Source organism: Curtobacterium sp. Leaf261 (genome assembly GCF_001422205.1).
Lineage (GTDB): Bacteria > Actinomycetota > Actinomycetes > Actinomycetales > Microbacteriaceae > Curtobacterium.
Genome location: NZ_LMMJ01000007.1, coordinates 225,965 through 250,694 on the forward strand (window position 1 = coordinate 225,965; position 24,730 = coordinate 250,694).

The 24,730-nt window shown below is 70.3% G+C and carries 23 protein-coding genes; 4 read left to right on the top strand and 19 right to left on the bottom strand.

Going from position 1 to position 24,730, the window contains the following annotated elements:
- Positions 1–4 precede the first annotated feature (4 nt).
- Positions 5–1,447, bottom strand: coding sequence for a cation:proton antiporter (locus ASF23_RS06375; RefSeq protein ID WP_055950760.1), 1,443 nt, complete (start codon positions 1,445–1,447; stop codon positions 5–7).
- Positions 1,448–1,450: 3 nt separating this feature from the next.
- Positions 1,451–2,005 (bottom strand): cation:proton antiporter regulatory subunit, encoded by a 555-nt coding sequence (locus ASF23_RS06380; RefSeq protein WP_235510801.1) that lies wholly within the window; start codon positions 2,003–2,005, stop codon positions 1,451–1,453.
- Positions 2,006–2,179: 174 nt separating this feature from the next.
- Here ASF23_RS06380 and ASF23_RS06385 point away from each other — a divergent pair, with 174 nt between their 5' ends.
- A complete protein-coding gene (locus ASF23_RS06385; protein WP_055950766.1) occupies positions 2,180–2,653 on the top strand; it encodes a hypothetical protein in 474 nt (157 codons plus the stop codon).
- A 190-nt stretch (positions 2,654–2,843) separates the two neighbouring features.
- Here ASF23_RS06385 and ASF23_RS06390 read toward each other — a convergent pair whose 3' ends face one another.
- The 6 genes from ASF23_RS06390 to ASF23_RS06415 all read right to left on the bottom strand — a co-directional run bounded on the left by ASF23_RS06390 (position 2,844) and on the right by ASF23_RS06415 (position 8,612).
- Positions 2,844–3,968, bottom strand: a complete 1,125-nt coding sequence (locus ASF23_RS06390; protein WP_055950768.1) for a GuaB3 family IMP dehydrogenase-related protein — start codon at positions 3,966–3,968, stop codon at positions 2,844–2,846.
- Between the two features lie 61 nt (positions 3,969–4,029).
- Positions 4,030–4,212 carry a hypothetical protein gene (locus tag ASF23_RS06395; RefSeq protein ID WP_055950771.1) on the bottom strand — a complete coding sequence of 61 codons (183 nt, stop codon included), beginning with the start codon at positions 4,210–4,212 and terminating at the stop codon, positions 4,030–4,032.
- 192 nt (positions 4,213–4,404) lie between these two features.
- On the bottom strand, positions 4,405–5,187 hold the full coding sequence (locus ASF23_RS06400; RefSeq protein ID WP_055950774.1) for an ABC transporter ATP-binding protein: 783 nt from the start codon (positions 5,185–5,187) through the stop codon (positions 4,405–4,407).
- Complete coding sequence (locus ASF23_RS06405) at positions 5,184–6,188, bottom strand: ABC transporter ATP-binding protein (RefSeq protein ID WP_055950777.1); 1,005 nt, start codon at positions 6,186–6,188, stop codon at positions 5,184–5,186. Before ASF23_RS06405 ends, ASF23_RS06400 begins: the two co-directional genes overlap by 4 nt.
- Complete coding sequence (locus tag ASF23_RS06410) at positions 6,181–7,167, bottom strand: branched-chain amino acid ABC transporter permease (protein WP_055950780.1); 987 nt, start codon at positions 7,165–7,167, stop codon at positions 6,181–6,183. Before ASF23_RS06410 ends, ASF23_RS06405 begins: the two co-directional genes overlap by 8 nt.
- Positions 7,168–7,178: 11 nt before the next feature.
- Positions 7,179–8,612, bottom strand: a complete 1,434-nt coding sequence (locus ASF23_RS06415; RefSeq protein WP_235510802.1) for a branched-chain amino acid ABC transporter permease — start codon at positions 8,610–8,612, stop codon at positions 7,179–7,181.
- 380 nt (positions 8,613–8,992) lie between these two features.
- On the opposite strand from ASF23_RS06415, the gene guaB reads away from it, so the two are divergent.
- Together guaB and ASF23_RS06425 are read left to right on the top strand one after the other, a co-directional pair.
- Positions 8,993–10,495, top strand: coding sequence for an IMP dehydrogenase (guaB, locus tag ASF23_RS06420; RefSeq protein WP_055950783.1), 1,503 nt, complete (start codon positions 8,993–8,995; stop codon positions 10,493–10,495).
- A gap of 151 nt (positions 10,496–10,646) precedes the next feature.
- Positions 10,647–11,543 carry a hypothetical protein gene (locus tag ASF23_RS06425; RefSeq protein ID WP_156364289.1) on the top strand — a complete coding sequence of 299 codons (897 nt, stop codon included), beginning with the start codon at positions 10,647–10,649 and terminating at the stop codon, positions 11,541–11,543.
- Positions 11,544–11,589: 46 nt separating this feature from the next.
- On the opposite strand, the gene ASF23_RS06430 is transcribed toward ASF23_RS06425, so the two are convergent.
- The 4 genes from ASF23_RS06430 to ASF23_RS06445 form a co-directional block, all read right to left on the bottom strand.
- The gene (locus ASF23_RS06430) at positions 11,590–12,927 is read right to left on the bottom strand and encodes an ABC transporter substrate-binding protein (RefSeq protein WP_055950789.1); all 1,338 of its coding nucleotides are present in this window, start codon (positions 12,925–12,927) and stop codon (positions 11,590–11,592) included.
- A gap of 255 nt (positions 12,928–13,182) precedes the next feature.
- Positions 13,183–14,154 carry an EamA family transporter RarD gene (gene rarD, locus ASF23_RS06435; protein ID WP_235510803.1) on the bottom strand — a complete coding sequence of 324 codons (972 nt, stop codon included), beginning with the start codon at positions 14,152–14,154 and terminating at the stop codon, positions 13,183–13,185.
- Between the two features lie 109 nt (positions 14,155–14,263).
- A complete protein-coding gene (groES, locus tag ASF23_RS06440) occupies positions 14,264–14,560 on the bottom strand; it encodes a co-chaperone GroES (RefSeq protein WP_055950793.1) in 297 nt (98 codons plus the stop codon).
- A gap of 118 nt (positions 14,561–14,678) precedes the next feature.
- Complete coding sequence (locus ASF23_RS06445; protein ID WP_055950796.1) at positions 14,679–15,680, bottom strand: NAD-dependent epimerase/dehydratase family protein; 1,002 nt, start codon at positions 15,678–15,680, stop codon at positions 14,679–14,681.
- 81 nt (positions 15,681–15,761) lie between these two features.
- Between ASF23_RS06445 and ASF23_RS06450 the strand changes: the two genes are divergently transcribed.
- Complete coding sequence (locus tag ASF23_RS06450) at positions 15,762–16,967, top strand: class I SAM-dependent methyltransferase (RefSeq protein WP_055950799.1); 1,206 nt, start codon at positions 15,762–15,764, stop codon at positions 16,965–16,967.
- Between the two features lie 38 nt (positions 16,968–17,005).
- Here the strand turns inward: ASF23_RS06450 and ASF23_RS17785 are convergent, their stop codons facing one another.
- The 7 genes from ASF23_RS17785 to ASF23_RS06485 all read right to left on the bottom strand — a co-directional run bounded on the left by ASF23_RS17785 (position 17,006) and on the right by ASF23_RS06485 (position 24,717).
- Positions 17,006–17,602: a DUF4190 domain-containing protein gene (locus tag ASF23_RS17785; RefSeq protein ID WP_200919318.1), complete on the bottom strand. Its 597-nt coding sequence runs from the start codon at positions 17,600–17,602 to the stop codon at positions 17,006–17,008.
- Positions 17,603–17,749: 147 nt separating this feature from the next.
- Positions 17,750–18,805, bottom strand: a complete 1,056-nt coding sequence (gene tsaD / locus ASF23_RS06460; RefSeq protein ID WP_055950802.1) for a tRNA (adenosine(37)-N6)-threonylcarbamoyltransferase complex transferase subunit TsaD — start codon at positions 18,803–18,805, stop codon at positions 17,750–17,752.
- Entirely contained in the window at positions 18,802–19,341 is a 540-nt protein-coding gene (gene rimI, locus ASF23_RS06465) for a ribosomal protein S18-alanine N-acetyltransferase (RefSeq protein WP_055950804.1), read from the bottom strand. Before rimI ends, tsaD begins: the two co-directional genes overlap by 4 nt.
- Complete coding sequence (tsaB, locus tag ASF23_RS06470) at positions 19,338–20,006, bottom strand: tRNA (adenosine(37)-N6)-threonylcarbamoyltransferase complex dimerization subunit type 1 TsaB (protein ID WP_055950807.1); 669 nt, start codon at positions 20,004–20,006, stop codon at positions 19,338–19,340. The genes rimI and tsaB overlap by 4 nt, the downstream gene beginning before the upstream one ends.
- 58 nt (positions 20,007–20,064) lie before the next feature.
- Complete coding sequence (locus ASF23_RS06475) at positions 20,065–20,463, bottom strand: hypothetical protein (protein ID WP_055950809.1); 399 nt, start codon at positions 20,461–20,463, stop codon at positions 20,065–20,067.
- Between the two features lie 106 nt (positions 20,464–20,569).
- Positions 20,570–23,182 carry a polynucleotide kinase-phosphatase gene (locus ASF23_RS06480; protein ID WP_055951570.1) on the bottom strand — a complete coding sequence of 871 codons (2,613 nt, stop codon included), beginning with the start codon at positions 23,180–23,182 and terminating at the stop codon, positions 20,570–20,572.
- Between the two features lie 50 nt (positions 23,183–23,232).
- A complete protein-coding gene (locus tag ASF23_RS06485; protein ID WP_055950812.1) occupies positions 23,233–24,717 on the bottom strand; it encodes a 3' terminal RNA ribose 2'-O-methyltransferase Hen1 in 1,485 nt (494 codons plus the stop codon).
- Positions 24,718–24,730 lie beyond the last annotated feature (13 nt).

Below are 24,730 nucleotides of genomic sequence, written 5' to 3' on the forward strand. Positions count from 1 at the left end.
GCGTTCAGTACTCCGGATCCCGCTGTCGGTTCGCGCGAGCGTCGGACTGCTGCCCGGCCTGCTCGGCATGGATGTCGATCGGCGATGTCGGTTCCCGCTCCCCGCTCGGCACGGGTTCCGCGATCGGCGTCTCGCGGACACCATTCTCGCGCGCTTCGCTCCCAGCGGCCTCCACGAGGGCGATCTCCTCGGCGAACCGTCGATCGCGCTCGGCCTTCCGCTCGGCAGCAGCAGCGTCGGCGACCCGTGCCCGTGCCGCGGTGCGTCGCCGGAACGGGTTCAGTGCCGGACGGAGCACGAGCCGTCCGATCCGGTCGGAGTTCACCGCCATGATCGGCCCGATGATCGCCATCACGAGCACGTAGAGCCCCGCGAACGCGGTCAGACGGTCCTCGAGCCCCGCCGCGGCCGCCAACGTCGCGAGGATGAGGGCGAACTCGCCCCGGTTGACGAGGATCACGGCGGTGTTGATGCCCGCCTGCGCGCCGAACCCGTTCATCCTGGCGACGATCTGGCCTGCGACGGCGTTCAGCACGATGGTCATCACGATCGCCCCGAGGACCGGCCAGAGGACCTCACCGAAGGTGGCGACGTTCAGGGCGAGCCCGAAGTTCACGAAGAAGAACGCCCCGAAGACGTCGCGCATCGGGAGCGCGAGCTGCTCGATGCGGTCCCGGTAGCGCGTGGCACCGCACAGCAGACCGATCACGAACGCGCCGATGGCATCGGTCACGCCGAGGACGTCGCCGAGCCCGCCGAACAGCACGGCCAGCCCGAAGAACAACACCGTGAAGAGCTCGTCGTCGCGGGTGTTGAACGCGCGTGAGACGACCTTGCCGCCCCATCGCGCGAGCGAGAACATCACGATGAGGAACCCGAACGCGAGCGCGAGCTTGCCGACCACCGCCCAGACGTTCGTGTCGCCGCTCAGCACGACCGACACGATGGCCAGGTAGATCGCGATGAAGACGTCCTCGATCACGGTCACACCGAGGATCATCGGGGTCTCGTCGTTCGCGAGCCGCCGGAGCTCGATGAGGAGCTTGGTGACGATCGCGCTCGACGAGGTCGCCGTCATGCCCGCCACCACGAGTGCCTCGCGCGTGCCCCAGCCGAGCGAGAACCCGAACGCGAACCCGACGCCCATGTTGATCGCGACGTAGGTCCCGCCGGAGACCAGGAGTTTCCCGGCGTTGCCGTAGAACTCCTCCTGGTCGAACTCCAGCCCGAGGTTGAACAGCAGGAGGATGAGCCCGAACGTCGCGATGAGCTCGATCGTGTGGGACTCGATGTTGAGCCCGATCCAGCTCGAGTTCGGACTCGCGATGAGCCCGACGAGCATGTAGATCGGGATCGCCGGGAGCCCGATCAGCTTGCCGAGCCGTCCCAGGACGTAGGCGATGAGGAACAGGCCGCCGATGGTCAGCAGCTCACCACCCAGATGCATCGCCTACCCTCCGGGCGAGGCCTCGACGGACGCCGCCGCCAGATCGCCACTGCGGTAGTAGGTGAACGCCTTCGCGACCTTCTCAGGGGAACCCGCGACGACGAGGGTGTCCCCGGGGAACACGACGAAGTCACCGGAGGGGGCAGGGTTCGCCGAGTCGCCACGGACGACGGCCACGACGGTCAGGCCGATGACACCGGACGCCCGGAGGTCGCCGAGCGGCTTGCCGGCGATGGCGTCGTCGTAGTCGACGGAGAACCAGTCGATGGAGAGTCCGGGGATCTCGTCGAGCTTCGACAGTCCCTCGGTGATGCGGGTGCCGCCGAGGAGCTCGGCGAGGGTGTGGGCCTCGTCCTCGGAGAGGCGGAGCGACACCTTCTCCGACTTGTCGGCACCGTCGGACACGTCGGCGAAGGAGATGAGGTCGGAGTGCCCCGACCGGTGCGTGATGACCCCGCACTTGCCACCGTCGTCGGTGTAGAAGCTGTGCAGTACGCCGACGCCGGGGAGTTTGACGCGATGGACGTCGACCATGAGATGGCTCCCTTTGTTGTCCATCATGCTAACGCTCGAGCGGATCGGCGCATTCCTCGCGCTCGGACCTGTGCGGGCCCGACGGCGTCTGCTGGTTCCCTCCCCGCTCCCCCGACGAATCGGCGCCATGGCAACGATTGCCAATCTTCACAGCGAGTGTTCTGGATGTGACATGTTGTTCGCGACAAAGGAGGCACCATGCCACAGAACAAGCTCGTCATCGCGACGATCGCCGCGCTCGTCGTACCCCTCACCGGAGTAGGAGTGCTCGGCCAGACGACGGATGCGCAGGCTGCGTCGACCACGACCGTCCAGGCGTCGACTCAGTCGATCAACCCGGCCTGCGCCGCCGTCCCGACGACGACGACGGAGTCGGACGGTGTTCCGGGACCGGTCTTCTACAAGCGGCTGCAATGCCTCGGCAGCCTGGCCGGCTACCAGGGGCCGATCGACGGGGTGATGGGACCGAACTCGTGGATCGGCGTCTCCGCGCAACTCGCCAAGGGCGGGTACTACCGGGCACCCGCCCTGTACGGATGGGAGAGCACGGAGGTCGTCCGTGCGCTGCAGCGGTGGGCGGCTGCGAACGGTCGGTACTCCGGACCGATCGACGGTGTGTGGGGTCCGAACAGTTACCGCGGTGCAGCGTGGGCGTTGAACCGGTCATTCTGACCTGAGTCGGACGACAGGCCGGGTCCCGACCTGTCGTCCGACCCCGTCGGATCTGCCGGCTCCGAGACGATGGCCTGCGCACGATGGCCTGCGCACGATGAGCACGCCGGTTCCGGCGCAGAGCACGTCGACGGGGTGGACACGGAGCGGGCCGGTCCCGGCACTGACGGTCAGGAACGACCGGGAGCGGTCAGTGCGCGTGGTACGGCGCCACGACCACTTCGACCCGCTGGAACTCCTTGACGTCGGAGTACCCGGTGGTCGCCATCGACCGTCGGAGCGCCCCGACCAGGTTCGCGCGGCCGTCACTCGTCGGCGTCGGACCGTTCAGCACGCTGTCGAGGGTGCCGATCGTCCCGACCTCCACCCGACGACCACGAGGCAGCTCCGGGTGGTGCGCCTCGGATCCCCAGTGGAACCCACGACCGGGGGCGTCGGTGGCCCGGGCGAGCGCGGTGCCGAGCATGACCGCGTCGGCCCCCGTCGCGATCGCCTTGACGATGTCACCCGAGGTGTTGAGTCCGCCGTCCGCGATGACGTGCACGTAGCGGCCGCCGGACTCGTCCATGTAGTCGCGGCGGGCACCGGCGATGTCCGCGACAGCGGTGGCCATCGGCGCGTGGATGCCGAGGGCTGCGCGCGTGGTGGACGCCGCTCCCCCACCGAACCCGACGAGGACACCGGCGGCACCGGTCCGCATCAGGTGCAGGGCCGCCGTGTAGGTCGACGCGCCACCGACGATCACGGGGACGTCGAGCTCGTAGATGAACTTCTTGAGGTTGAGCGGCTCCTGGTTCTGAGAGACGTGCTCGGCGGACACCGTGGTGCCGCGGATGACGAAGAGGTCGACACCGGCGTCGACGACGGTCGAGGAGAACTCCTGGGTGCGCTGCGGGCTGAGTGCACCGGCGACGGGGACCCCGGCCGCGCGGATCTCGGCGAGGCGCGCGGTGATCAGCTCGGGCTTGATCGGCTCCGAGTAGATCTCCTGCATGCGCGCCGTGACGGTGCCGTCGGTGAGCGCACGGATCTCGGTGAGGTACGGCTCCGGGTCCTCGTAGCGGGTCCACAGCCCCTCGAGGTCGAGGACCCCGAGCATGCCGAGCTCACCCATCCTGATCGCGGTGGCCGGGCTGACGACGGAGTCCATCGGTGCGGCGATGATCGGCGACTCGAACGTGAAGGCGTCGATCGACCACTGCACGGAGACGTCGCGCGGGTCCCTGGTGCGCCGCGAGGGCACCACCGCGATGTCGTCGAAGGCGTACGCCCGTCGTCCGCGCTTGCCGGCCCCGATCTCGACTTCATTGCTCACCCGGCAACCCTACCGGCCCAGGTCCGACGGTGCCCCGGCCGGACGGGCCAGCGACGGCGGGTCAGCGACGACGCGTGCGTCGGACGAGCCGGAGCGTCAGCCCGAGCAGGACCGCGAGGACGACCAGCACGACGACGAGCACCACGAACACCTTGACGAGGAGCGCCGCCCCGACGAACAGCACCCCGAACACGATCCACACCCCCGAGTCGAGGAAGCGTTCCGAGGTGCGCGGGCCGGCCATGCGACGACGCTAGCAGCGCGCGTCACGCGGGTCGCGCCTCCAGTCCGACACGGCCGGGAGGCACGACACGCGCCCGGCGGGCGGGCCCGGCCAAGCACACGGATGGCTCCGCACAGCGCGAGGGGCCGCCCGGCGATGCCGGACGGCCCCTCGGCGGATGCCACCCCCACGGTGACATCCGCGGTCGACGCGCTACTTGGCGGCGTCGACGTCCTTGGCGAGCGTGCCGAGGTAGAGCTCGATGACCTTCGGGTCGTCGGCCAGCTCGCGGCCGGTGCCCGAGTACGCGTTCTTGCCCTGGTCGAGCACGTACCCGCGGTCGCAGATCTGCAGGCACCGACGAGCGTTCTGCTCGACCATGACGATCGTCACGCCGGTCTTGTTGATCCGGCGGGTGCGGATGAACGTCTCGTCCTGGCGCACCGGCGACAGACCGGCGCTCGGCTCGTCGAGGAGCAGCACCTTCGGATCCATCATGAGCGCCCTGGCCATGGCGACCGACTGCCGCTCACCACCCGAGAGCGACCCCGCGCGCTGCCCTCGACGCTCCCCGAGGACCGGGAACAGGTCGTAGATGACCTCGAGCCGCTCGGCGAACTTCTTCGGGCGGAGGTACATGCCCATCTGCAGGTTCTCCTGGATGGAGAGCGACGGGAACACGTTGTTGGTCTGCGGGACGAACCCGACACCGGCCTGGACGAGCTTGTTGGCCTTGAGGTTGGTGATGTCGTCGCCGTCGAGCGTCACCGAGCCGCTCCGGATGTTCACCTGGCCGAACAGCGCCTTGAGGAGCGTCGACTTGCCGGCGCCGTTCGGACCGATGATGCCGATGAGCTCGCCCTTGTAGACGTCGAGGTCGCAGCCGTTCAGGATGTTGACCCCCGGGAGGTACCCGGCGACGACGTTGTCCGCGCGCATCACGAGCTCCCGGTCGTCGGTCGCGGTCGGTGCTCCGCCGGTGCTGACGTCGCTCATCGTGCGTCCCCTTCCTTGTCGGCCGCCGCGTCCTCGGCGGCGACCTCCTGCTCGAGCTGGACCATCGTGTCGTCGGACAGGAGCGCGTCGTCACCGAGGTCGGTGTCGTGGTGCGCCCCGAGGTACGCGTCGATGACCGCCTGGTCGTCCATCACCGTCTGCGCCGGCCCCTCGGCCACCACGCGGCCCTCGGCCATCACGACGACCCAGTCCGAGATGTGCCGGACCATGTGCATGTCGTGCTCGACGAACAGCACCGTCATGCCCTCGTCGCGGAGGGACTGGATGTGGCCGAGCAAGGACTGCGTCAGCGCCGGGTTCACCCCGGCCATCGGCTCGTCGAGCATGATCATCTTCGGGTCGGACATGAGCGCCCTGGCCATCTCGAGGAGCTTCCGCTGCCCGCCGGAGAGCGAGCCCGCGTAGTCGTCCTTCTTCTCGAGGAGCTTGAAGCGCGCGAGGAGCTCCTCGGCCTTCGCGGTGATCTCGGCCTCGCGCTTGCTCCACAGCGGCTTGATCAGCGCCGTGAAGAAGTTCTCGCCGGGCTGGTCCGTCGCCCCGAGGAGCATGTTCTGCATGACCGTCAGGCGGGAGAGCGCCTTGGTGAGCTGGAACGTGCGGACCATGCCGGCGCGGGCGACCTTCGCGGCACCGACGGACCCGAGCAGTCGACCGTCGAACGACCACTTCGCGGCGTCGGCACCGCCCTTGCTGAACATCCCGGGTGCGCTCGAAGGACGGTCGAACCCGGTGATCAGGTTGAAGAACGTCGTCTTGCCGGCACCGTTCGGGCCGATGAGCGCCGTGATGGTGCCGCGCTGGACCTCGAGGTGGTCGACGTCGACCGCCGTCATGCCGCCGAACCTCCTGGTGATGTTGTCCACCGTGAGGATCGAGTCCGGCTTCGGGGACCCGGGGGTGTGGTCGACGGTGGTGAGTGCGGCCGTGGGCGTCGTCGCGGCGCCGGTCGCGGCGCCGGTCGTGTTCGTTGCGTCAGACACTGAACGTCAACTCCTTCTTGTTCCCCAGGAGGCCCTGTGGACGGAACACGATCAGCAGCATGAGCGCGACCCCGACGAGGACGTAGGAGAACTGCTCGGCCTGCTGGCCGTTCATGATCGACGAGGGGATGAAGTCGCCGGCGAGCGTCCGGATGAACAGTCGCACGACGAAGAAGAGGATCGCGCCGAGCACGGGCCCGAACACCGTCGCGGCACCACCGAGGATGAGCGCCGTCCAGATGAAGAAGGTCATCGAGCGGCCCATGGCGTCCGGTTGCACGGATGACGGGAGCACGTAGATGATCCCGCCGATCGCGCCGAGGGCACCACCGAGGACGAGCGCCTGCATCTTGTAGGAGTAGACGTTCTTGCCGAGACTGCGGACGGCGTCCTCGTCCTCGCGGATCGCCTTGAGCACGCGACCCCACGGACTCCGCATGAGCGCCCAGAGCATCAGGGCGAACAGCGCGACGAGGGCCCAGCCGACGATCCGGATCCACCAGCCGCTGACCCCGTTGTTCGAGTACTCGAACCAGAGGACCTTCGTGGTGCCGTCCGGCAGGAAGGACAGCGCGTTGAACGGGTCGCGGTAGCTGTTGCCGACGAGGCCGTTCGAGCCGCCGGTGACGTCGGTCAGGAGGCTCGACCTGCCGACCATCCGGATGATCTCGGCACCCGAGATCGTCACGATCGCCAGGTAGTCCCCCCGGAGCCGGAGGGTCGGGATGCCGAGGATGATCGCGAACAGGATCGCGGTGATGAGCGCCACGATGACCGCGAGTCCGAGCGGCAGGCCGTTCTGGATCGAGATCGCGAACCCGTACGCACCGAGCAGCAGGAACGCCGCCTGGCCCATGTTGACGAGTCCGGTGAGACCGAAGTGCACGTTGAGGCCGATCGCCGCGATGGCGAAGGCCGCGGTCGTCGGCGCGAGCGCCTCGGCCGAGAGCGAGTAGAGCAGGTTGACGAAGTAGTCCATGGTCCGTTCCCTTAGCCGATCCGCTCGGCACGACCGAAGATGCCCTGCGGCCTGACGAGCAGGACGAGGATGAGGATGACGAGCGCGGTCGCGTACTTGAAGTCACCGGGGAGCACGAGGTTCGTGAGCTCGACGATGACACCGATGATGAGCGACCCGACGAGCGCGCCGTACGCCGTGCCGAGACCGCCAAGCGTCACCGCCGCGAACATCAGCAGCAGCAGCTGGAGTCCGGTCTGCCAGTTCACGCCGTTCAGCACGAGCCCGAGCATCACGCCGGACAGTCCCGCGAGTCCGGCGGCGAGGGTCCAGACGAAGCGGATCACCCGGTCGACGTCGATGCCGGAGGCCGCCGCGAGCGCCGGGTTGTCCGACACCGCCCGGGTCGCACGGCCGAGCCGGGTCTTCACGAGGAAGAGCCCGGTCCCGACGAGCACCAGGATCGCGATGCCCATCGCGACGTAGGACTGCACGGTCAGCGTGACACCCGCGAAGTCCACCGTCTTCGGGTTGCCCTGCTGGATGCGGACCGTCGAGGCGCCGAAGAAGTACTGGAACGCGTACTGCAGCGCGATCGAGAGACCGATCGTCACGATCATGAGCTGCGTGAGACTGATCCGCCGTCGCCGCAGGGGCTTCCAGATCGCCGCGTCCTGCAGGTAACCGGTCGCCGCGCAGAGGATCACCACGATCACCCCGGTGACCCAGATGTTCACCCCGAGCACGTTGGCGAACACGTAGGCGAGCAGCCCGCCGAGCGTCACCTGCTCACCGTGCGAGAAGCTCGAGAGGCCGGTCGTGCCGTAGATCAGGGAGAGCCCGACGGAGGCCAGTGCGATGAGCAGGCCGAGTCGGATGCCCGACACGAGCTGCTGCCACGACCGGTCCCACGTGACGCTCGAGGTCGCTCCGGTGTCGCTCGTCGCGCCCTGGACGTTCGACAGCTGGAAGATCGCGCCGGCGTTCGACCCGACGTTCGCCTGCACGGGGCGGGCGTTGTCCTTGGCGTCCGTCAGGTACTGGCCCTTCGGGAGCGAGGACTGCTGCAGGCTCAGCACGTACTTGCCGGACTTCGTGACGCTGACGAACCAGCGGCCGTCGGCGTTCGTGGTCGCGGTCTGCGCGAACGAGCCCGGGCCGGTGACCTTGATGTCCGCGTCGGCCACGGGCTTCTTGTCCGAGCTGAGGATCGTGCCCTGGATGCAGCCGTTGGTGGGACTGACCGTGCAGGACGTCGCGGAGCTCGTCGGGCTGGCCGAGGAGGACGGCGCCGCAGCCGCACTCGTCGACGTCGCGTGCGCCGGGGGCGTCATCGCCCACTCGACGACGAACGTGGCGGCGAGCGCGAGGAGCGCGGCGACGATGAAGATCAGTCGTCCGCGGCCGATCCGGCCGTGGAGGGACCGGCGTGACGCTGCCGGTCCTGTCGACGTCGTGGAACCCACAGAGCCTCCCTCTCGGATCGTCGGACGTCGACGATTCCGTGCGCGGCCCACCATCGGGTTGGTGTGGTCCGCACGTGCGGGCCGACTTTACGGAGGGTATGTGTCACGTGTGTTTCCATCAGGTTCCCTCCGCGCTTCGTGCGCAAACCGTGATGTTCCACAGAATCGGACTGAAACGGACATCGACCACCCAGGGAACGGGTCGAGATGGACACGGACGGGAGGGACGGGGCGGTCTGGCACCGTCCCTCCAGTCCGACGGTGGTCCGGGACCGCGTGCCGCGCACGCGGAATGGGTGCGTGCCGTGCGCGCGTTACCATGGTCTATCCGGTACCCGTCGCTGTGTCCGGACCACCTCACCGCACCTGGAAGGGGCCTCATGGACCAGCCGGATCCGTTCGGATTCATCGGACTCACGTACGACGACGTCATGCTCCTGCCGGGGCACACGGACGTCATCCCGAGTGAGGCGACGACCTCGTCGCGGCTGACGAGGCGCATCTCGGTCAACGTCCCGCTCCTCTCCGCGGCGATGGACACCGTGACCGAGTCGCGGATGGCGATCGCCATGGCGCGACAGGGCGGGATCGGCATCCTGCACCGCAACCTCTCGATCGCCGACCAGGCGGCCTACGTCGACAAGGTGAAGCGGAGCGAATCGGGCATGATCACCAACCCGGTGACCACGACGCCGGACGCCACGGTCGCCGAGGTCGATGCGCTCTGCGGCCAGTTCCGGATCTCGGGCCTCCCGGTCGTCGAGGGCGACGGCACCCTCGTCGGCATCATCACCAACCGCGACATGCGCTTCGTCGCCCCGTTCGAGGCCGCGTCGACCCTGGTGCGCGACGTCATGACGAAGGCCCCGCTCATCACGGCCGCCGAGGGGATCGACCCCGAGGAAGCCGTCGCGATCTTCGCGCAGCACAAGATCGAGAAGCTCCCCCTCGTCGATCCGGACGGCAAGCTCCGCGGGCTCATCACCGTCAAGGACTTCGACAAGAGCGAGCAGTACCCGGACGCCACCAAGGACGACGCCGGTCGACTCCGTGTCGGTGCCGCGATCGGCTTCTTCGGCGACGCCTGGGAGCGGGCGACCGCGCTCCGGGACGCCGGCGTGGACGTCCTCGTCGTCGACACGGCGAACGGTGAGAGCGAGGGCGTGCTCGACATGGTCCGGCGGCTGAAGGCCGACCCGTCGTTCGACGGCGTGGACGTCATCGGCGGCAACGTCGCGACACGCTCCGGGGCGCAGGCCCTCATCGACGCGGGTGTCGACGCGGTCAAGGTCGGGGTCGGCCCCGGCTCGATCTGCACCACACGCGTCGTCGCGGGCGTCGGCGTGCCGCAGGTGACCGCGGTGTACGAGGCCTCGCTCGCCGCGCGCGAAGCCGGTGTCCCCGTGATCGCCGACGGCGGGCTGCAGTACTCGGGCGACATCGCGAAGGCGCTCGTGGCCGGGGCGGACACCGTGATGCTCGGCTCCCTGCTCGCCGGCTGCGACGAGTCCCCGGGCGACCTGGTGTTCGTGAACGGCAAGCAGTTCAAGGCGTACCGCGGGATGGGGTCCCTCGGGGCGCTGCAGACCCGTGGCAAGAAGACCTCATACTCCAAGGACCGGTACTTCCAGGCGGACGTCCCGTCGGACGACAAGCTCATCCCCGAGGGCATCGAGGGCCAGGTGCCGTACCGCGGCTCGCTGTCGAACGTCGTGTACCAGCTCGTCGGAGGGCTCCGGCAGTCGATGTTCTACGTCGGTGGTCGGACGATCCCGGAGCTCAAGTCCCGCGGCAAGTTCGTGCGGATCACGGCGGCCGGGCTCAAGGAGTCCCACCCGCACGACGTCCAGATGGTCGTGGAGGCCCCGAACTACCAGCGGTAGCCCCCGCTCCGCAAAACACCGCCCTCCGAACAGCACACCGTCCCCCGCGGCGGTGCAGTGTTCAGAGGGCGGTGTTTTGCGGCGGGCGGCAGTTCTCCACAGATGTCCTGACCCCGATCCACGACGGCCGAGACTGCGGCAAGGTGTCGGGATGCGTTCGGCCGAGGTACCGCTCCACCGTTTCGATCCTGACCAGCCCAGGCCCGCCCGTTCGGCCGCGCGGCGGGTCCTTGCACGTGGAGTCGCGGTCGATCCCGCGCACTGGGAGTCACTCGACCGGCTCGGCCGCAGGCGGCTCGTCGTCCGGGCACGCCTGGCGACGCTCCGAGCCCCGGGGGTGATCTCGCACGCATCGGCAGCCGCGCTCTGGGGACTCCCCGACTTCGACCCGGACGACGGCCGTCTCCATCTGACCGACCCGTACCGGACCCGGACCCACTCCGGCCCGGGCGTCGTCCGTCATGCCGCTCCGCTCCACGACGACGAGGTCGTCCACGTCGGACCGGCCAGGGTCACGACTGCGGTGCGCACCCTCGTCGACGTCATCCGCTCCGCGTCGTTCACACACGCGGTGATGGTGCTCGATCACTCGCTGGCGACGGGGCTCGTCGACCGCTCCGAGCTCGAGGCTGCGCTCGTCAGGCAGGGCCCGCGGGGAACAGCACGTGCGCTGCGAGCACTTGACTTCGCCGACCCGCGGTCTGAGTCGCCGGGTGAGTCGTTCAGCCGGGTCCGGTTCCGCGAGTTCCGTCTGCCGCCACCGGAGCTCCAGCACGAGTTCCACACCGATGCCGGTCGCTTCCGAGTCGACTTCTGGTGGCCGCTCTCCGGGGTCATCGGTGAGTTCGACGGCCGCGTGATGTACGGGTCCGGGGACGCCGAGACACTCTGGCGGGAGAAGCAGCGCGAGGACGCACTCCGACGCATGCCCGAGGTGAACGGCTTCGTGCGGTGGGTGACGCGCGACCTGTACTCCCCGGGGCGGCTGGAGCGCCTCCTACTCGCCGTGACAGCAAAACACCGCCCTTCCGACAAGACGCCGTCTTGAGGGACGGCGCCTTGTGCGGAGAGCGGTGTTTTGCGGAACGGACGGGCTACTTCGTCGAGCCCTGGATCGCCGACTGGTAGACCGGCTTGTTGTCCTCGTCGTACTTGTAGATGCCGATGTAGGCGCTCGACGGGTCGTTGTCCGAGTTGAACGGACCGATGCCGGACTTGCCGGTGTACTCGATCTTCGTCCCGGCGTCGACGAGCTTCTTGCACGCTGCGAACGTCTCGCACTTCGTGCCGCCGTCCGCACCGGAGACCTTGGCCATGTTGGCCTGGATCGTCGGAGCGTCGGTGCCCTTGCCCGCCTCGGCTGCGAGCGCGGTGAGGACCATCGCGTCGTAGGACTCGGCTGCGTACGAGTAGTCAGCGAGGTCCTTGCCCTCGTTGGTCTTGTACCAGTCGTTGAGCTGCGACTTGAACTCGTCCTTCGGGGACGCACCGGGGATCGTGCCCTGGCCGCCCTTCAGCGTGTTCGGGTCGAAGTCGCTCGAGTAGTCCGCCGTGTTGCCGTCGGACATGTACGTCTTGGACATGTCCCAGCCCTGCGAGACGAGCTCCGGGACGATCGACTTGGTCTCGTCGAAGGCGAGGATGACGATCGCGTCGGGCTTGGAGGCGATGGCCGCGGTCACCTCGGACGAGAACGTCGTCTGCCCGGGCGGGAACTCCTGGCCCTTGCCCTTGCCGCCGTACACGACCGAGCCGCCGGCCGAGTCGACCGCCTTCTCGATGGTGTTGCGGAGACCGGTGCCGTACGCGTCGTTGAAGACGAGGAAGGCGACCTTCGCGTTGCCGTCACCGGTGACGAGCTGGCCGAGCGCGGAGCCCTGCACCGTGTCCGGCGGAGCGGTCCGGTAGTAGTACGACGAGTAGCCCGAGAGGTCGGTCGCCGTGTTGGCCGGCGAGATCTCGATGGTGCAGTTGGCCGTGAGCTGGTCGACGACGTTGAGCGTCACCGAGGACGACTCGGCGCCGAGCACGACGGGGACCTTCGCGTTGATGAGCTTCGACGCCGCGGACGACGAGACGGTCATGTCCGTGCTGTCGCCGGAGTCCGTCGCGGTGGAGATCTTGACGTCCTTGCCGATCACACCGCCGGCGGCGTTGATGTCGCTGACCGCGAGGCCGGCGCCGGCGATGGCGGGCGGGCCGAGGTAGGCGAGGCTCCCGGTGAGCGGCAGCATCGTGCCGTACTCGAGTGCGTCCTGGCTCGGGCTCGACGGAGCCTTGCAGCTCGACGCCGGGTCCTTCTTGCCGGAGGCGGAGGACGCCTTGTCCGAAGCGCCGCCGCTGCCGCTTCCCCCTGTTGAGCAACCGGCGAGCAGGATGGCTGCTGCTCCCGCGATCGCGAGTGCCTTGGCGGCACTGCTGGTACGAATCATCCGTGGAACCCTTTCTCTGAGCAGATCCGCCGTCGCCTCGGGTGTCGAGCGGCCGTGAATCCACTGGGATGCGAGTAAACGTAGGGTTCGAATGTTTCCGGCGCATGCCGAATTCGTGTGACACGTGTTTCGTTGCGGAACCGTGACCGAACCTGAACAGACGTCAAGGCATCCGGAGCACGGTCAGGCTCGGCCCCGGTGGGGCGGCGCGGTATCGGCCTGGAGGCACGGTGCGGGTCCGCCACACCGCCCGCGTCAGAGCACGGGTGCGACGACCCTCCGGCGCGCGGACCGACCGGCGACGAACGAGTCGACGGTGAGCAGCAGGAGCGCGATCCACACGATGCCGAAGCCGATCCAGCGCGACGCGGACATCGCTTCGTGCTGGACCAGGACCCCGACGACCAGCTGCAGGATCGGCGTCAGGTACTGCGTGAGCCCGAGGGTCGACAGGCTGAGGCGCCGGGCCGACGACGCGAAGAGCAGCAGCGGCACGGCGGTGGCCGGACCGGCGCCGATCATGATGAGCGTGTGCACCCAGCCCTCGGACGCGAAGGTGATGCCCCCGCCGACTCCCGTGAGTCCCATCACGACGAGTGCGCCGACCGCGACGGGTGTGAGCCAGAGCGTCTCGATCGTCAGCCCGCTCACGGCGTCGACCACTCCGCCGACGCGCTTCTTGACGAGCCCGTACAGGCCGAAGGAGAACGCCAGGGTCAGGGAGATCCACGGAATCTGCCCGTACCCGACCGCGATCACGACGACGGCCACGACGCTGATCCCCACGGCCACCCACTGCGCGACGCGGAGTCGCTCGTGCAGCAGGAACACGCCGAGCGCGATGGTGACGAGCGGGTTGATGAAGTAGCCGAGCGCTGCCTCGACGGTGTGGCCGGTGGTCGTCGCGAGGACGTACACCGTCCAGTTCACGACGATGAAGGCTGCGGCGAGCGCCATCACGGCCATCACGCGTCGCTGTCGGAGGAGCGCACCCGTCCGTCGCCAGGACCGGAGCACCGAGAGGAGCACGGTGCAGAACCCGAGCGCGAAGACGATCCGCCACGCGACGATCTCGTAGGCGCCGGCCGGAGCCATGGCGATGAACAGCAGCGGGAGGACACCCCACAGCCCGTAGGCACCGATGGCCTGCGCGACGCCGACGCTCGCCTCGCTGCGGGGTGCGCGTGCGTCGCTCGGGGATGCGCTCGCGGGGCGCTCGTCGATCACGTGACGATCCTAGGGACCGCCACCGACCTGCCGGAGCGGAGCCGTGCCTCCAGTCCGGACGCGCCGAAGGCCCGCAGGCTGAGCCTGCGGGCCTTCGGGAGGAAGCGTCCTAGCGGACGACGACCGCGAGAATGTCACGCGCGGAGAGGACCAGGTAGTCCTCGCCGCCGTACTTGACCTCGGTGCCGCCGTACTTGGAGTAGATCACCTTGTCGCCGACGGCGACGTCGAGCGGGACGCGGTTGCCGTTGTCATCGATCCGACCGGGACCGACGGCGACGACCTCGCCCTCCTGGGGCTTCTCCTTCGCGGTGTCCGGGATGACGAGCCCGGAAGCAGTCGTCTGCTCCGCCTCGACCTGCTGGATCACGATGCGATCTTCGAGCGGCTTGATGCTGACAGCCACGGCTGACCTCTTCTTTCTCGGTGCTGATGAAAACCGGGGTTGGCACTGCCCGGGGGCGAGTGCCAAGACCCAACTGTAGGGCGTCGCTGGCACTCGGTCAATCCGAGTGCCAGCGGTTTCACACGGTCGGCGCGGCGTGTTCGCGGACGGCGTCGAGTCCGCCGTCCCCGAGGTCGACGGCGCCGTCGGCGGCGAGCCACGCGAGGGCGTCGGCGATGGCGCCGAGGGAGTCGAACCGCGGTTCGTACCCGAGGTCCTGCCGGGCCCGGTCGATGCTCATCGTGTGGCTCCGACTCGCGTGCTCGACGGTGGCGTCAGCATGCTCGACGGTCGTTCCTGCGCGGAACTCCTCGAGCGACACGTCCTCGAGCACCGCCGACCGCCCGAACCACGACGCGACGCCCTCGGCGAGCCCGCGGAGCGTCATCGAGCGCGCGGCGACGATGTTGTAGACCCGCCCGCGGACCACCGTCGGTCGCTCGACGGCCGCGGCGAACGCCTGCGCGACGTCGTCGGCGTGCACGTGGTTGAGGGTCGGGACGCCGAGGAACGGCACGGCGACCCGTTCCCCGGTCGCGAGCGCGTGCCAGACATCGAGGTCGAGGTTGCCGACGGGGTTGATCATCGGCCAGCCCGGCCCGGTGATGTGCCCCGGGCGGAGGACCGTCGTCGCGAGCCCGTCCGGTCGGGCCGACTCGGCGAGGAGCAGGTCCTCGATGGCGGCCTTCTGCGTGCCGTAGTCCCCGACCGGGTTCCGCGGGTCGTCCTCGGTGGTCGGCACGACCGTCGAGGGCCCGTGCACCCAGATCGTGCCGCAGTGCGCGAGCAGCTCGACGCGACCGCGGAGTGCCTCGACGAGTGGAGCCGCCTGCTCCGGCGTGAAGCACGTCAGGTCCACGACGACGTCCGCCCCGAGGCCCGCGATCGCCGCGGGGAAGCCCTCCGGATCTGCCTCGCGGTCGAGCGACACCGGACGGACCTCCCGCCAGGCGGGGTCGTCGACGTACGGGGCGCGCAGCCCGCGGCTCACCCCGATGACGCTGTGCCCGGCGCGGACGAGCCGGGGCACGAGGAAGCTGCCGATGTGACCGGTCGATCCGATGACGACGATCGTGCTCATGCTGGACCCCTTCGTTGCGGTTCCGGGTCGATCGCCCGGCGGAGGTCACGGTAGACGCACCACGCCTGGGAGGATCGATCCATGGAAGCCGCCGACCTCGCCCAGCTGCTCACGCCGGAGGGCATGGCGCTCCTCGACGACACACCCGCCGTGATGAACGACGGTGACGTCCTCCGCACCGTGACGCGGCTCCGGGTGGCCGGGCACGACCCGCGGCTCGTCGCGACCGTGCTCACCCAGGCGAGGCTCCGGCAGCGTGCAGTGGCCAAGTTCGGCGACTTCGCGAGCCGGATGCTCTTCACCGAGGCCGGGCTCGAGCAGGCGACGCGACTGCAGGTCGCGGCGCAGCACGCCGGGCGCTTCCAACGCGCCGGGATCACCCGGGTCGCCGATCTCGGGTGCGGTATCGGCGGAGACGCGCTGGCGTTCGCGGCGCTCGACCTCGACGTCGTGGCCGTCGACCGCGACGAGGTGACCGCCGCGATCACGACGCACAACCTCGCGCCGTGGCCCAACGCCCTCGTCGAGCTCGGCGACGCCGGGGCGTTCGACCTGTCCCGCGTCGACGGTGTCTGGCTCGACCCCGCCCGTCGCACCGCCGGGCACTCGGACACCCGGCGCATGGCGGACCCGGACGACTGGTCGCCGTCACTCGACACGGTGTTCGCGACGGCGACGACCATGCCGACCGGGGTCAAGCTCGGCCCCGGCGTCGACCGCGACCTCATCCCGGACACCGCCGAGGCGCAGTGGACGAGCGTCGACCGCGAGGTCGTCGAGCTCGCCCTGTGGTTCGGCCCGCTCGCCCGGCCGGGGATCCGCCGGGCCGCGACGGTCATCGGAGCGCACGGGATCGCCGAGATGACCGGCGCGGAGGACGCGGAGGACGTCGAGGTCGGTCCGCTCGGCGACTACCTCCACGAGCCGGACGGTGCGGTGATCCGGGCGCGGCTCATCGGCGACCTCGCCAGGACGCTCGGCGGCCGGATGCTGTCCGACGGCATCGCGTACGTGACCGGCGACCGCGCCGTCTCGACGCCGTTCGCGCAGACGTTCCGGGTGCGGGAGGTCCTCCCGCTCGACCCGAAGCGGATCGGTGCGCGCCTCGCCGAGGACGGCGTCGGCCGGGTGGAGATCAAGAAGCGCGGCGTGGACGTCGACCCCGCGGAGTTCCGGAAGCGGTTGCGGCTGCGCGGCGGCAGCGCGTCCGCGACGCTGGTGCTGACCAGACTGGAGGGACGACACACCGCGATCCTGTGCGATCGCGTGACCGAGACGGTCGGCTGAGCGCAGGCCCCGGCGCTGGGCCGGGATGCGGCGGGCGGTCAGGCCCGGAGGGCACCGATCGACGCGAGGGCGCCGTCGTAGTCGGAGTAGTCGGAGCTCGACCCGAACACGATGACGGCGACGATGATGAACACGACGTAGGCCACCAGGAACGCCGTGAAGATGTACCCGAGGATGAGGCCGGCGAGCGCGAGGCCGTGACCCTGCTCGTGGGTGCGCTTGATCTGGCGGAGCGCGAGGTGGCCCAGCACGATCGCCACGGGTGCGAAGACGAACGCCGCGACGAAACCGATGATCGCCAGGACGTTCCAGCGCGGTGCCTGCTGGAGGTAGCCGTACCCGGGCTGGCCGTACTGCGGCTGGCCGTACTGGGCCTGGCCGTACTGCCCCTGCGGCTGCCCGTACTGACCCGGTGCTGATTGGCCGTACTGGCCCTGCGGCTGGCCGTACTGCCCCTGCGGCTGTCCGTACTGGCCCGGTGCTGACTGGTCGTACTGCCCCTGCGGCTGTCCGTACTGCGGCTGTCCGTACTGCGGCCGCTGGCCGTACTGGCCCTGCGGCTGCCCGTACTGCGGCTGCGCGTCCTGTGCGCGGTCGTCCGATGCCTGTCCGGCGTCGTCGTTGTGATCGGACACGGTGCTCCCTCCAGCGTGCGCCCGGGTCTGGGCACCCCTGAATCCTCCCACAGCGTCCGCGCATCGGGCGGCCCGCGACCAGGGGCCAGGGGCCAGGGGCCAGGGGCCAGGGGCAGTGCCCGATGCCCAGGCCGCAGGCGAGCGGGATCAGACCTGCACGGTCGTCACGGGCAGGGTCGAGTCCGCCGCGATCCCGAGGTCGCTCGGTGCGTGCCCCGCCGCGACGAGCTGCACGCCGATCGCCGCGATCATCGCGCCGTTGTCGGTGCAGAGGTCGAGCGGCGGGATCCGGAGTGCGATCCCCGCCTCCGCGCACCGCGACGTGGCGACCTCACGGAGCCGGGCATTCGCGACGACGCCCCCGCCGAGCAGCAGCCGGTCGACGCCGGTGTCCCGGCACGCGTTGATCGCCTTCGTGACGAGGACGTCGACCACAGCCTCGCGGAAACTCGCTGCGACGTCCGCCGTCGGCACGGGCTCGCCCTCGTCCTGCCGCCGTTCCACCCAGCGGGCGACGGCGGTCTTCAGCCCGGAGAACGAGAAGTCGTACCGGTGCGCAGCCATGTCCTTCGGGAGCGTCAGACCCCGCGGGAACCGGATGGCCTTCGGGTCGCCGGACGCCGCGGCTCGGTCGATCTGCGGCCCGCCCGGGTACGGCAGCCCGAGCAGCCGAGCCACCTTGTCGAAGGCCTCCCCCGCGGCGTCGTCGATGGTCTCCCCGAGGAGCTCGACGTCGTCGACGAGGTCGCGGACGAGCAGCAGCGACGTGTGCCCGCCGGACACGAGCAGCGCGACCGTTGGGAGCTCGATGTCGCTGCCGTCGGCGCGGAGGACATCGGCCCCGACGTGCCCCACGAGGTGGTTCACCCCGTAGAGCGGCTTGCCGGTCGCCACGGCGAGCGCCTTGGCGGCTCCGACGCCGACCATGAGCGCGCCCGCGAGTCCTGGCCCCGCGGTCACCGCGACGGCGTCGAGGTCGTCGAGCGTCACGCCCGCCTGCTCGAGCGCGGCGGTGAGGGTCGGCGTCATGGCCTCGAGGTGCGCACGGGCGGCGACCTCCGGGACCACACCGCCGTACCGGGCGTGCTCGTCCATGCTCGACGCGATGACGTTCGCCAGCAGGGTCCGACCGCGGACGATCCCCACGCCCGTCTCGTCACAGCTCGTCTCGATCCCGAGGACCAGGGGTTCAGCGGCGCTCATGCCAGGTCTCCGTCGGCCGGACCGACGGCCTCGGAACCGACCGCACCCGTCCCTCCCGGCCGATGCGCCGCAGGCGCCGCAGGCGCCACGAACTGGACCCGCATCACCAGCGCGTCCACGTCGTCCGGCTGGTAGTAGCGGGGCCGGGTCGCGATGTGCTCGAAGCCGAACGCGCGGTACATCGCCTGCGCGACCGGGTTGTCCTCGCGGACCTCGAGGAACACGTCCGTGACGCCCCGCCGCCGGGCCTCGTCGAGCAGCTCGGTGAACAGCGCACGCCCGAGACCGGTGCCGCGGGCTGTCTCCGCGACCGCGATCGTCTGGACGTCGCCGTCGGTGCCACCCGTCAGCGACATGAGCCCGGCGTACCCGATGACCCGCCCGCTGTCCTCGGCGACGACGTAGTACCCGTGCCGGGATCGCAGCTCGCCGGCCATCTGCGGCTCGCTCCAGGCGTCGGTCGGGAACGACGCCTGTTCCAGCGTCATGATCGCAGCGAGGTCGTCCAGCGTCGCGCGTCGGATCACCGGGCTCATGCGCGGACCCGTTTCGGCACACCGGGCATCGTGACGTCGGGGTCGCGGAGGTACAGCGGCTCATCGGACGCGAACGCTCCCCCGGTCGCGAGCAGTTCCGCCGCGACCAGTCCGAGCCGCCCGGCCGGGATCGTCGCCGCCGTGACACGGCGGTCGCCGGCCGCGCCGCCGAGCACGGCGTCCAGGTCGGCCGGTCTGGTGAGTCCGGGTCCGGCCGTGCGGACGGGGACGACGGACGGACGGGAGGAACGGCTGGCGTCCGCATCGACGCCCGCGGTCGCGTAGGCGCTCCAGTACACCTCGCGGCGACGGGCGTCCGTCACGACGACGACCGGTCCGGGCCCGTCCGTGGCGAAGGTCTCGGCGGCGACGGCGTCGTGGCTGACGAGGGGCAGGAACGGAACGCCCCGCGCGACGGCGAACGTCCGACCGGCGACGATCCCGACCCGGAGGCCGGTGAACGGACCGGGGCCCATGCCCGCGACCACCCCGGTCACACCCGCTGGGCCGATGCCGGCCTCGGCGAGGACCTCCGCGAGGAACGGGCCGATGACCTCGGCGTGCCGGCGGGAGTCGTCCGTGCTGCGCTCGGCGAGCACCGACCGGGTGTCGGGGTCCACGATCGCGACCGCGGTCCCGGCGGACGTGTCGATGGTCAGGAGCACCGGTCCATCGTAGGCCGCCCGGACACACGTCCCGGAGCGCGACCGCCCGATCCGGATCTCAGTTCTCCTCGAGCGGACCGGCGACGGCGGCCCAGATCTCGTCCGCACGCCAGCGCTCGCGACCACCCCTGCCGGAGCGCCCCAGACTCCGCAGCCACCCATGCCCCTCTGCGCGGCGGAGGAGCCCGGAAGCAGTGGGCTGTGACACACCGAGCTGGCGACGGACGGACGCGACGGTGAGCACCGGACTCCGGAACACCACGTCGACCAACGACGGCAACGCGGAGCGGTCTGCGTACGAATCGACCCGGTAGCGTTCACGGATCTCGACGAGCTTCTGTATCCGGGCGCTGCTGTCGAGCGCGCGCTCCGTGACGGCCTGCGCGAAGAACTGGATCCATTCGTCGATCTCGCCCCGCTCCCGGACCGCCTGGAGACGGGCGTAGTTTCGCTTCATTATAGGAAAAACGGGCTTGGGCTTATAACTAGCGATTGATTTGTCAAAGGTTGCCCATGACCTGTGCAGAGCCATGGCGCACTGCTTCGGCCCGGTCGGCGCAGGATCACAACCGCGGGTCGACCGGCTCCGACTCCATCGCGAGCACCCCGAACACCGCCTGGTGCACCCGCCACAGCGGCGCGCCCTCGACGAACCGCTCGAGCGCCTCGAGCCCGAGCGCGTACTCCCGCAGCGCCATCGACCGCTTGTGCCCGAGGTTCCGGTCCCGCAGTCGCTCGAGGTTGTGCGGCTCCGTGTACTCCGGACCGTAGATGATCCGCAGGTACTCCCGACCGCGCACCTTGATGCCCGGCTGCGACAGCCCCTTCGGACCGCGGTACAGGTTCTCGAACGGCTTCACGACCATGCCCTCGCCGCCCTCCACGGTGAGCGCCTCCCACCACGCCACACCCGCGTCGACGCTGTCCTGGTCGGCGAGGTCGACGACGACCGAGCGCGTCGGTCGGACGAGCTCGGGGTCGGCTGCGGCGAGCCGGTCGGCGATCCCGAGGTGCCAGCCGTGGTGGGTCGTCGCGAAGGTCCGGCCCGCGGCGGCGAGGACCTGGAACGGCGCGAACTGCACGCCGTCGAGACCGTCGGCCGGGGCGGCGTAGCGGCGGTAGGACTCCACGTACGCGGTGGCGTCCGCGGTGCGAGCCCGGGTGCGCCCGAGCAGGTCGCCGACGTCGATGCCGTTGGCCGCCGCGCGTTCGAGGACCTCGACCGCGTGCGGGAGCGCCCCGGTCGCGGCCGCGCCGATCGCTGCGTACTGGTCGCGGATCATCCCCTCGGCCTTGATCGACCACGGGAGGATCTCACCGTCGAGCAGGAGCCAGTCGGTGTCGAGCTCGTCCCACAGCCCGGCACGCTCCACGGCGGCGTGGAGCCGTGCAAGGAAGGCCGTCTGCAGCGGCTCGTCGAAGAACGCCCGGCCGGTGCGGGTGTAGGCAACGCCGCGCCAGCCGTCCGGTGCCCCGAACCGTGCGGGGTCCCGGCTGAGGAGCACGGTTGCCCGGGAGCCCATGTGCTTCTCCTCACCGATGACACGGTCGACGCCGGCGTCCCGGTAGGTGGCGAAGGCTTCGAGCGGGTGTTCGAGCAGTCCGTCGAGCGATGACGAGGCGGTGGGGCTCATCGTCGGCGGCAGGTACACGAGCTGCGCGGGGTCGACCGCGAACCGGCTCATCACCTCGAGCGCGCCCGCCGCGTTCTCCCCGCGGATCCCGATCCGACCGTGCAGACGGGTCTCGACGATCTGCTTGCCGAGGACGTCGCCGATCTCGAGCATGCCCGCGGGACGCGGCGACGCCGCAGTTCGGAGGGGAGGCACGGTGCCGGTCGCGGACGCGCCGTCCGCTCCCGAGATGGTCGCGCCCGACTGCCCGTCCGTCCGCTGGCTCGCCGCGACCCGGTCGGCGCGCAGGGGCTCGAGGGGCTTGGCCGGCTCGTACCAGACGCGCTCCGCGGGGACCTGCACCACCTCGCGCTCCGGGTACCGCAGCGCCGACAGCTTCCCGCCGAACACACACCCGGTGTCGAGGCACATCGTCCCGTTGATCCACTCTGCGTCGACGGTGGGCGTGTGCCCGTACAGGACCGTCGCCTCGCCGCGGTACGAGTCCGCCCACGGCAGACGCACGGGCAGCCCGTACTCGTCGCTCTCGCCCGTGGTCTCCCCGTAGAGCGCGAACGACCGGACCCGCCCGGATGCTCGCCCCTGGTACGCCTCGATCATCCCGGCGTGCGCGACGACCAGCCGGCCGTCGTCGAGGACGAGGTGGCCGACGAGCTCCTGGCAGAACGCCTGCACCTCGTCGCGGAACTCCTGCGGCTCGGCGGCGAGCTGCGCGAGGGTCTCCGCGAGGCCGTGCGAGGTCTGCACCTTCCGACCCTGGAGCGCACGCACCAGCTTGTCCTCGTGGTTCCCGGGGACGGCCAGAGCGTGACCGGCCCGGACCATGCCCATCACGAGCCGCAGCACGCCCGGCGTGTCCGGGCCACGGTCGACGAGGTCGCCGAGGAACACCGCACGCCGCCCGGGGTGCGCGGCGTCCACGGCCCGGCCGTCGGTGTCGCGGGTGATCGTGTACCCGAGCGTCTCGAGCAGCGTCTCGAGCTCGGACCGGCAGCCGTGCACGTCCCCGATGACGTCGAAGGGACCGTGCTCGTGCCGGGCGTCGTTGAGGAGCCGGTCGCGGACGATGCTGGCGGCGGCGACGTCCTCGACCCCGCGGAGCACGTGGACGCGCCGGAAGCCCTCCTTGCCGAGGCCGCGGATCGAGCGGCGGAGCTGGTCGTGCTGCCGCTTGACGACCCTGGCGCCGAAGTCCCGGTCCGCGCGGGCGGCGTTCCGAGCGACACAGACGGGCTCCGGGACGTCGAGCACGATCGCCACCGGCAGGACGTCGTGGTCGCGTGCGAGCTTCACCCAGTTCCGGCGGGCCTCCGGCTGCACGTTCGTGGCGTCGATCACGGTGAGGAGTCCCGCACGGAGCCGATGTGCGACGACGTACCGCAGGGCGTCGAACGCCGCCGGGGTCGCGGCCTGGTCGTTCTCGTCGTTGCTGACGAGCCCCCGGAAGAAGTCGCTCGACAGGGTCTCGAAGTGCCCGAAGTGCGTCGCGGCGAACGTGGACTTGCCGGAGCCGCTCGTGCCCACGAGCAGCACGAGCGCCATGTCCGGGAGGTGCAGCTCGAGCGGCTCGGTGGGGGTCGTGGTGACGTCGCTCACGCGGCGGCCTCCGTTCGGGTCGTCGGGGACGAGCGCCGGAAGAGCGCCATCTGGGTCGGCGGTCCGACCTCCGGGTCCGCGTCGCCGACCGGCCGGTACTCGACCGCGTACCCGTTCGCCGCGGCCACCCGCTCCGCCCAGGCGCGGAACTCGGACCTGGTCCACTCGAACCGGTGGTCGGTGTGCCGGAAGTGCCCGGCGTCGAGCGTCGGGAACCGGACGTTGTGGTCGGCGTTCGGGGTGGTGACGACGACGGCACCCGGCCGGGCGGCACCGAACACCGAGGCCTCGAGCGCGGGGAGCCTCGACTCGTCGACGTGCTCGATGACCTCCATGAGCACGGCGGCGTCGAGCCCGGCGAGGCGGTCGTCCACGTAGGTGACGGAGGACTGCACGAGCCTGATCCTCGCCCGCTCGGTGTCGCTCGCATCGTCGAGGTGCAGGCGTCGCTCGGCACGTGCGAGCTCGCGGGGCGACACGTCCGCGCCGATGATCGTCGTGAAGGTGCGGTCGGCCATGAGCGGCACGAGGAGCGCACCTTCACCGCAGCCGATGTCGGCGACGGTGTGCGCGCCGACGTCACGGAGCGCGGTGAGCACGGCGTCGGCGCGCCGGCGGTACAGCGGGACGGGTGCGTCCGCGACCGGCTCCGGGACCGCGGCCTGGGCTGCGGGGGCGACCCGTGCCTCCAGTCCGGCCGTGTCGGCGGCATCCGCGTCGAGGCCCAGCAGCCGGTCGGTGGCGTCCGCCACCATGCCCCGCTGGTGCGCGAGGTACCGCTCCGTGATGAGGTCACGGAGCGGGTGGTCCGCGAGCCAACCCTCACCGGCACGGAGGAGCTTGCGGACCTCGTCGTCACTCACCCAGTAGTGCTTGGCGTCGTCGAGCACCGGGAGGAGCACGTACAGCTGCCGGAGCGCCTGTCCGAGGCGGACGGACCCGGTCAGGGTGAGCCCGACCGTCGACGCCGGCCCCCACTCCGGACGGGTCGCGTCGAGGGGTGGACGGTCCTCGACCACCGTCCAGCCGAGCGGCGCGAAGAGCCGGGTGGCCAGCCCCTCACCGTCGGCGGACAGCGCACTCGGGACGCTCGTGAGCCGGATCTCGAGGTCCATCGGCGCCGCCGCACGCTCCGGCCGGGACTCGCTCCGACCACCCATCGCCGTCCGGAACACCTGGCCGATCGCGACCGCGAGCATCGACGACGACGCGTACGGGCGGTCGTTGACGTACTGCGACAGCGCCTCGGCGTCACCGCCGAACCGTTGGCTCCGTGCGAGTCCGACCGGGTCGACCTCGAGCAGCAGCGCAGCGGTGCACTCCTCGGAGGTCGCCGACGGGTAGAACACGTGCGCCTCCCCGACGCTCAGCGAGAACTGCTGTGCGCGGGCCGGGTGCTTGTGCAGGAGGTGACTGAGGTCGAGCGCGTCGACGTCGGCAGATGCTCCGACGGCGCCTCGGGTGGTGATGGTGACGAGCACTGCGGTGGTTCCC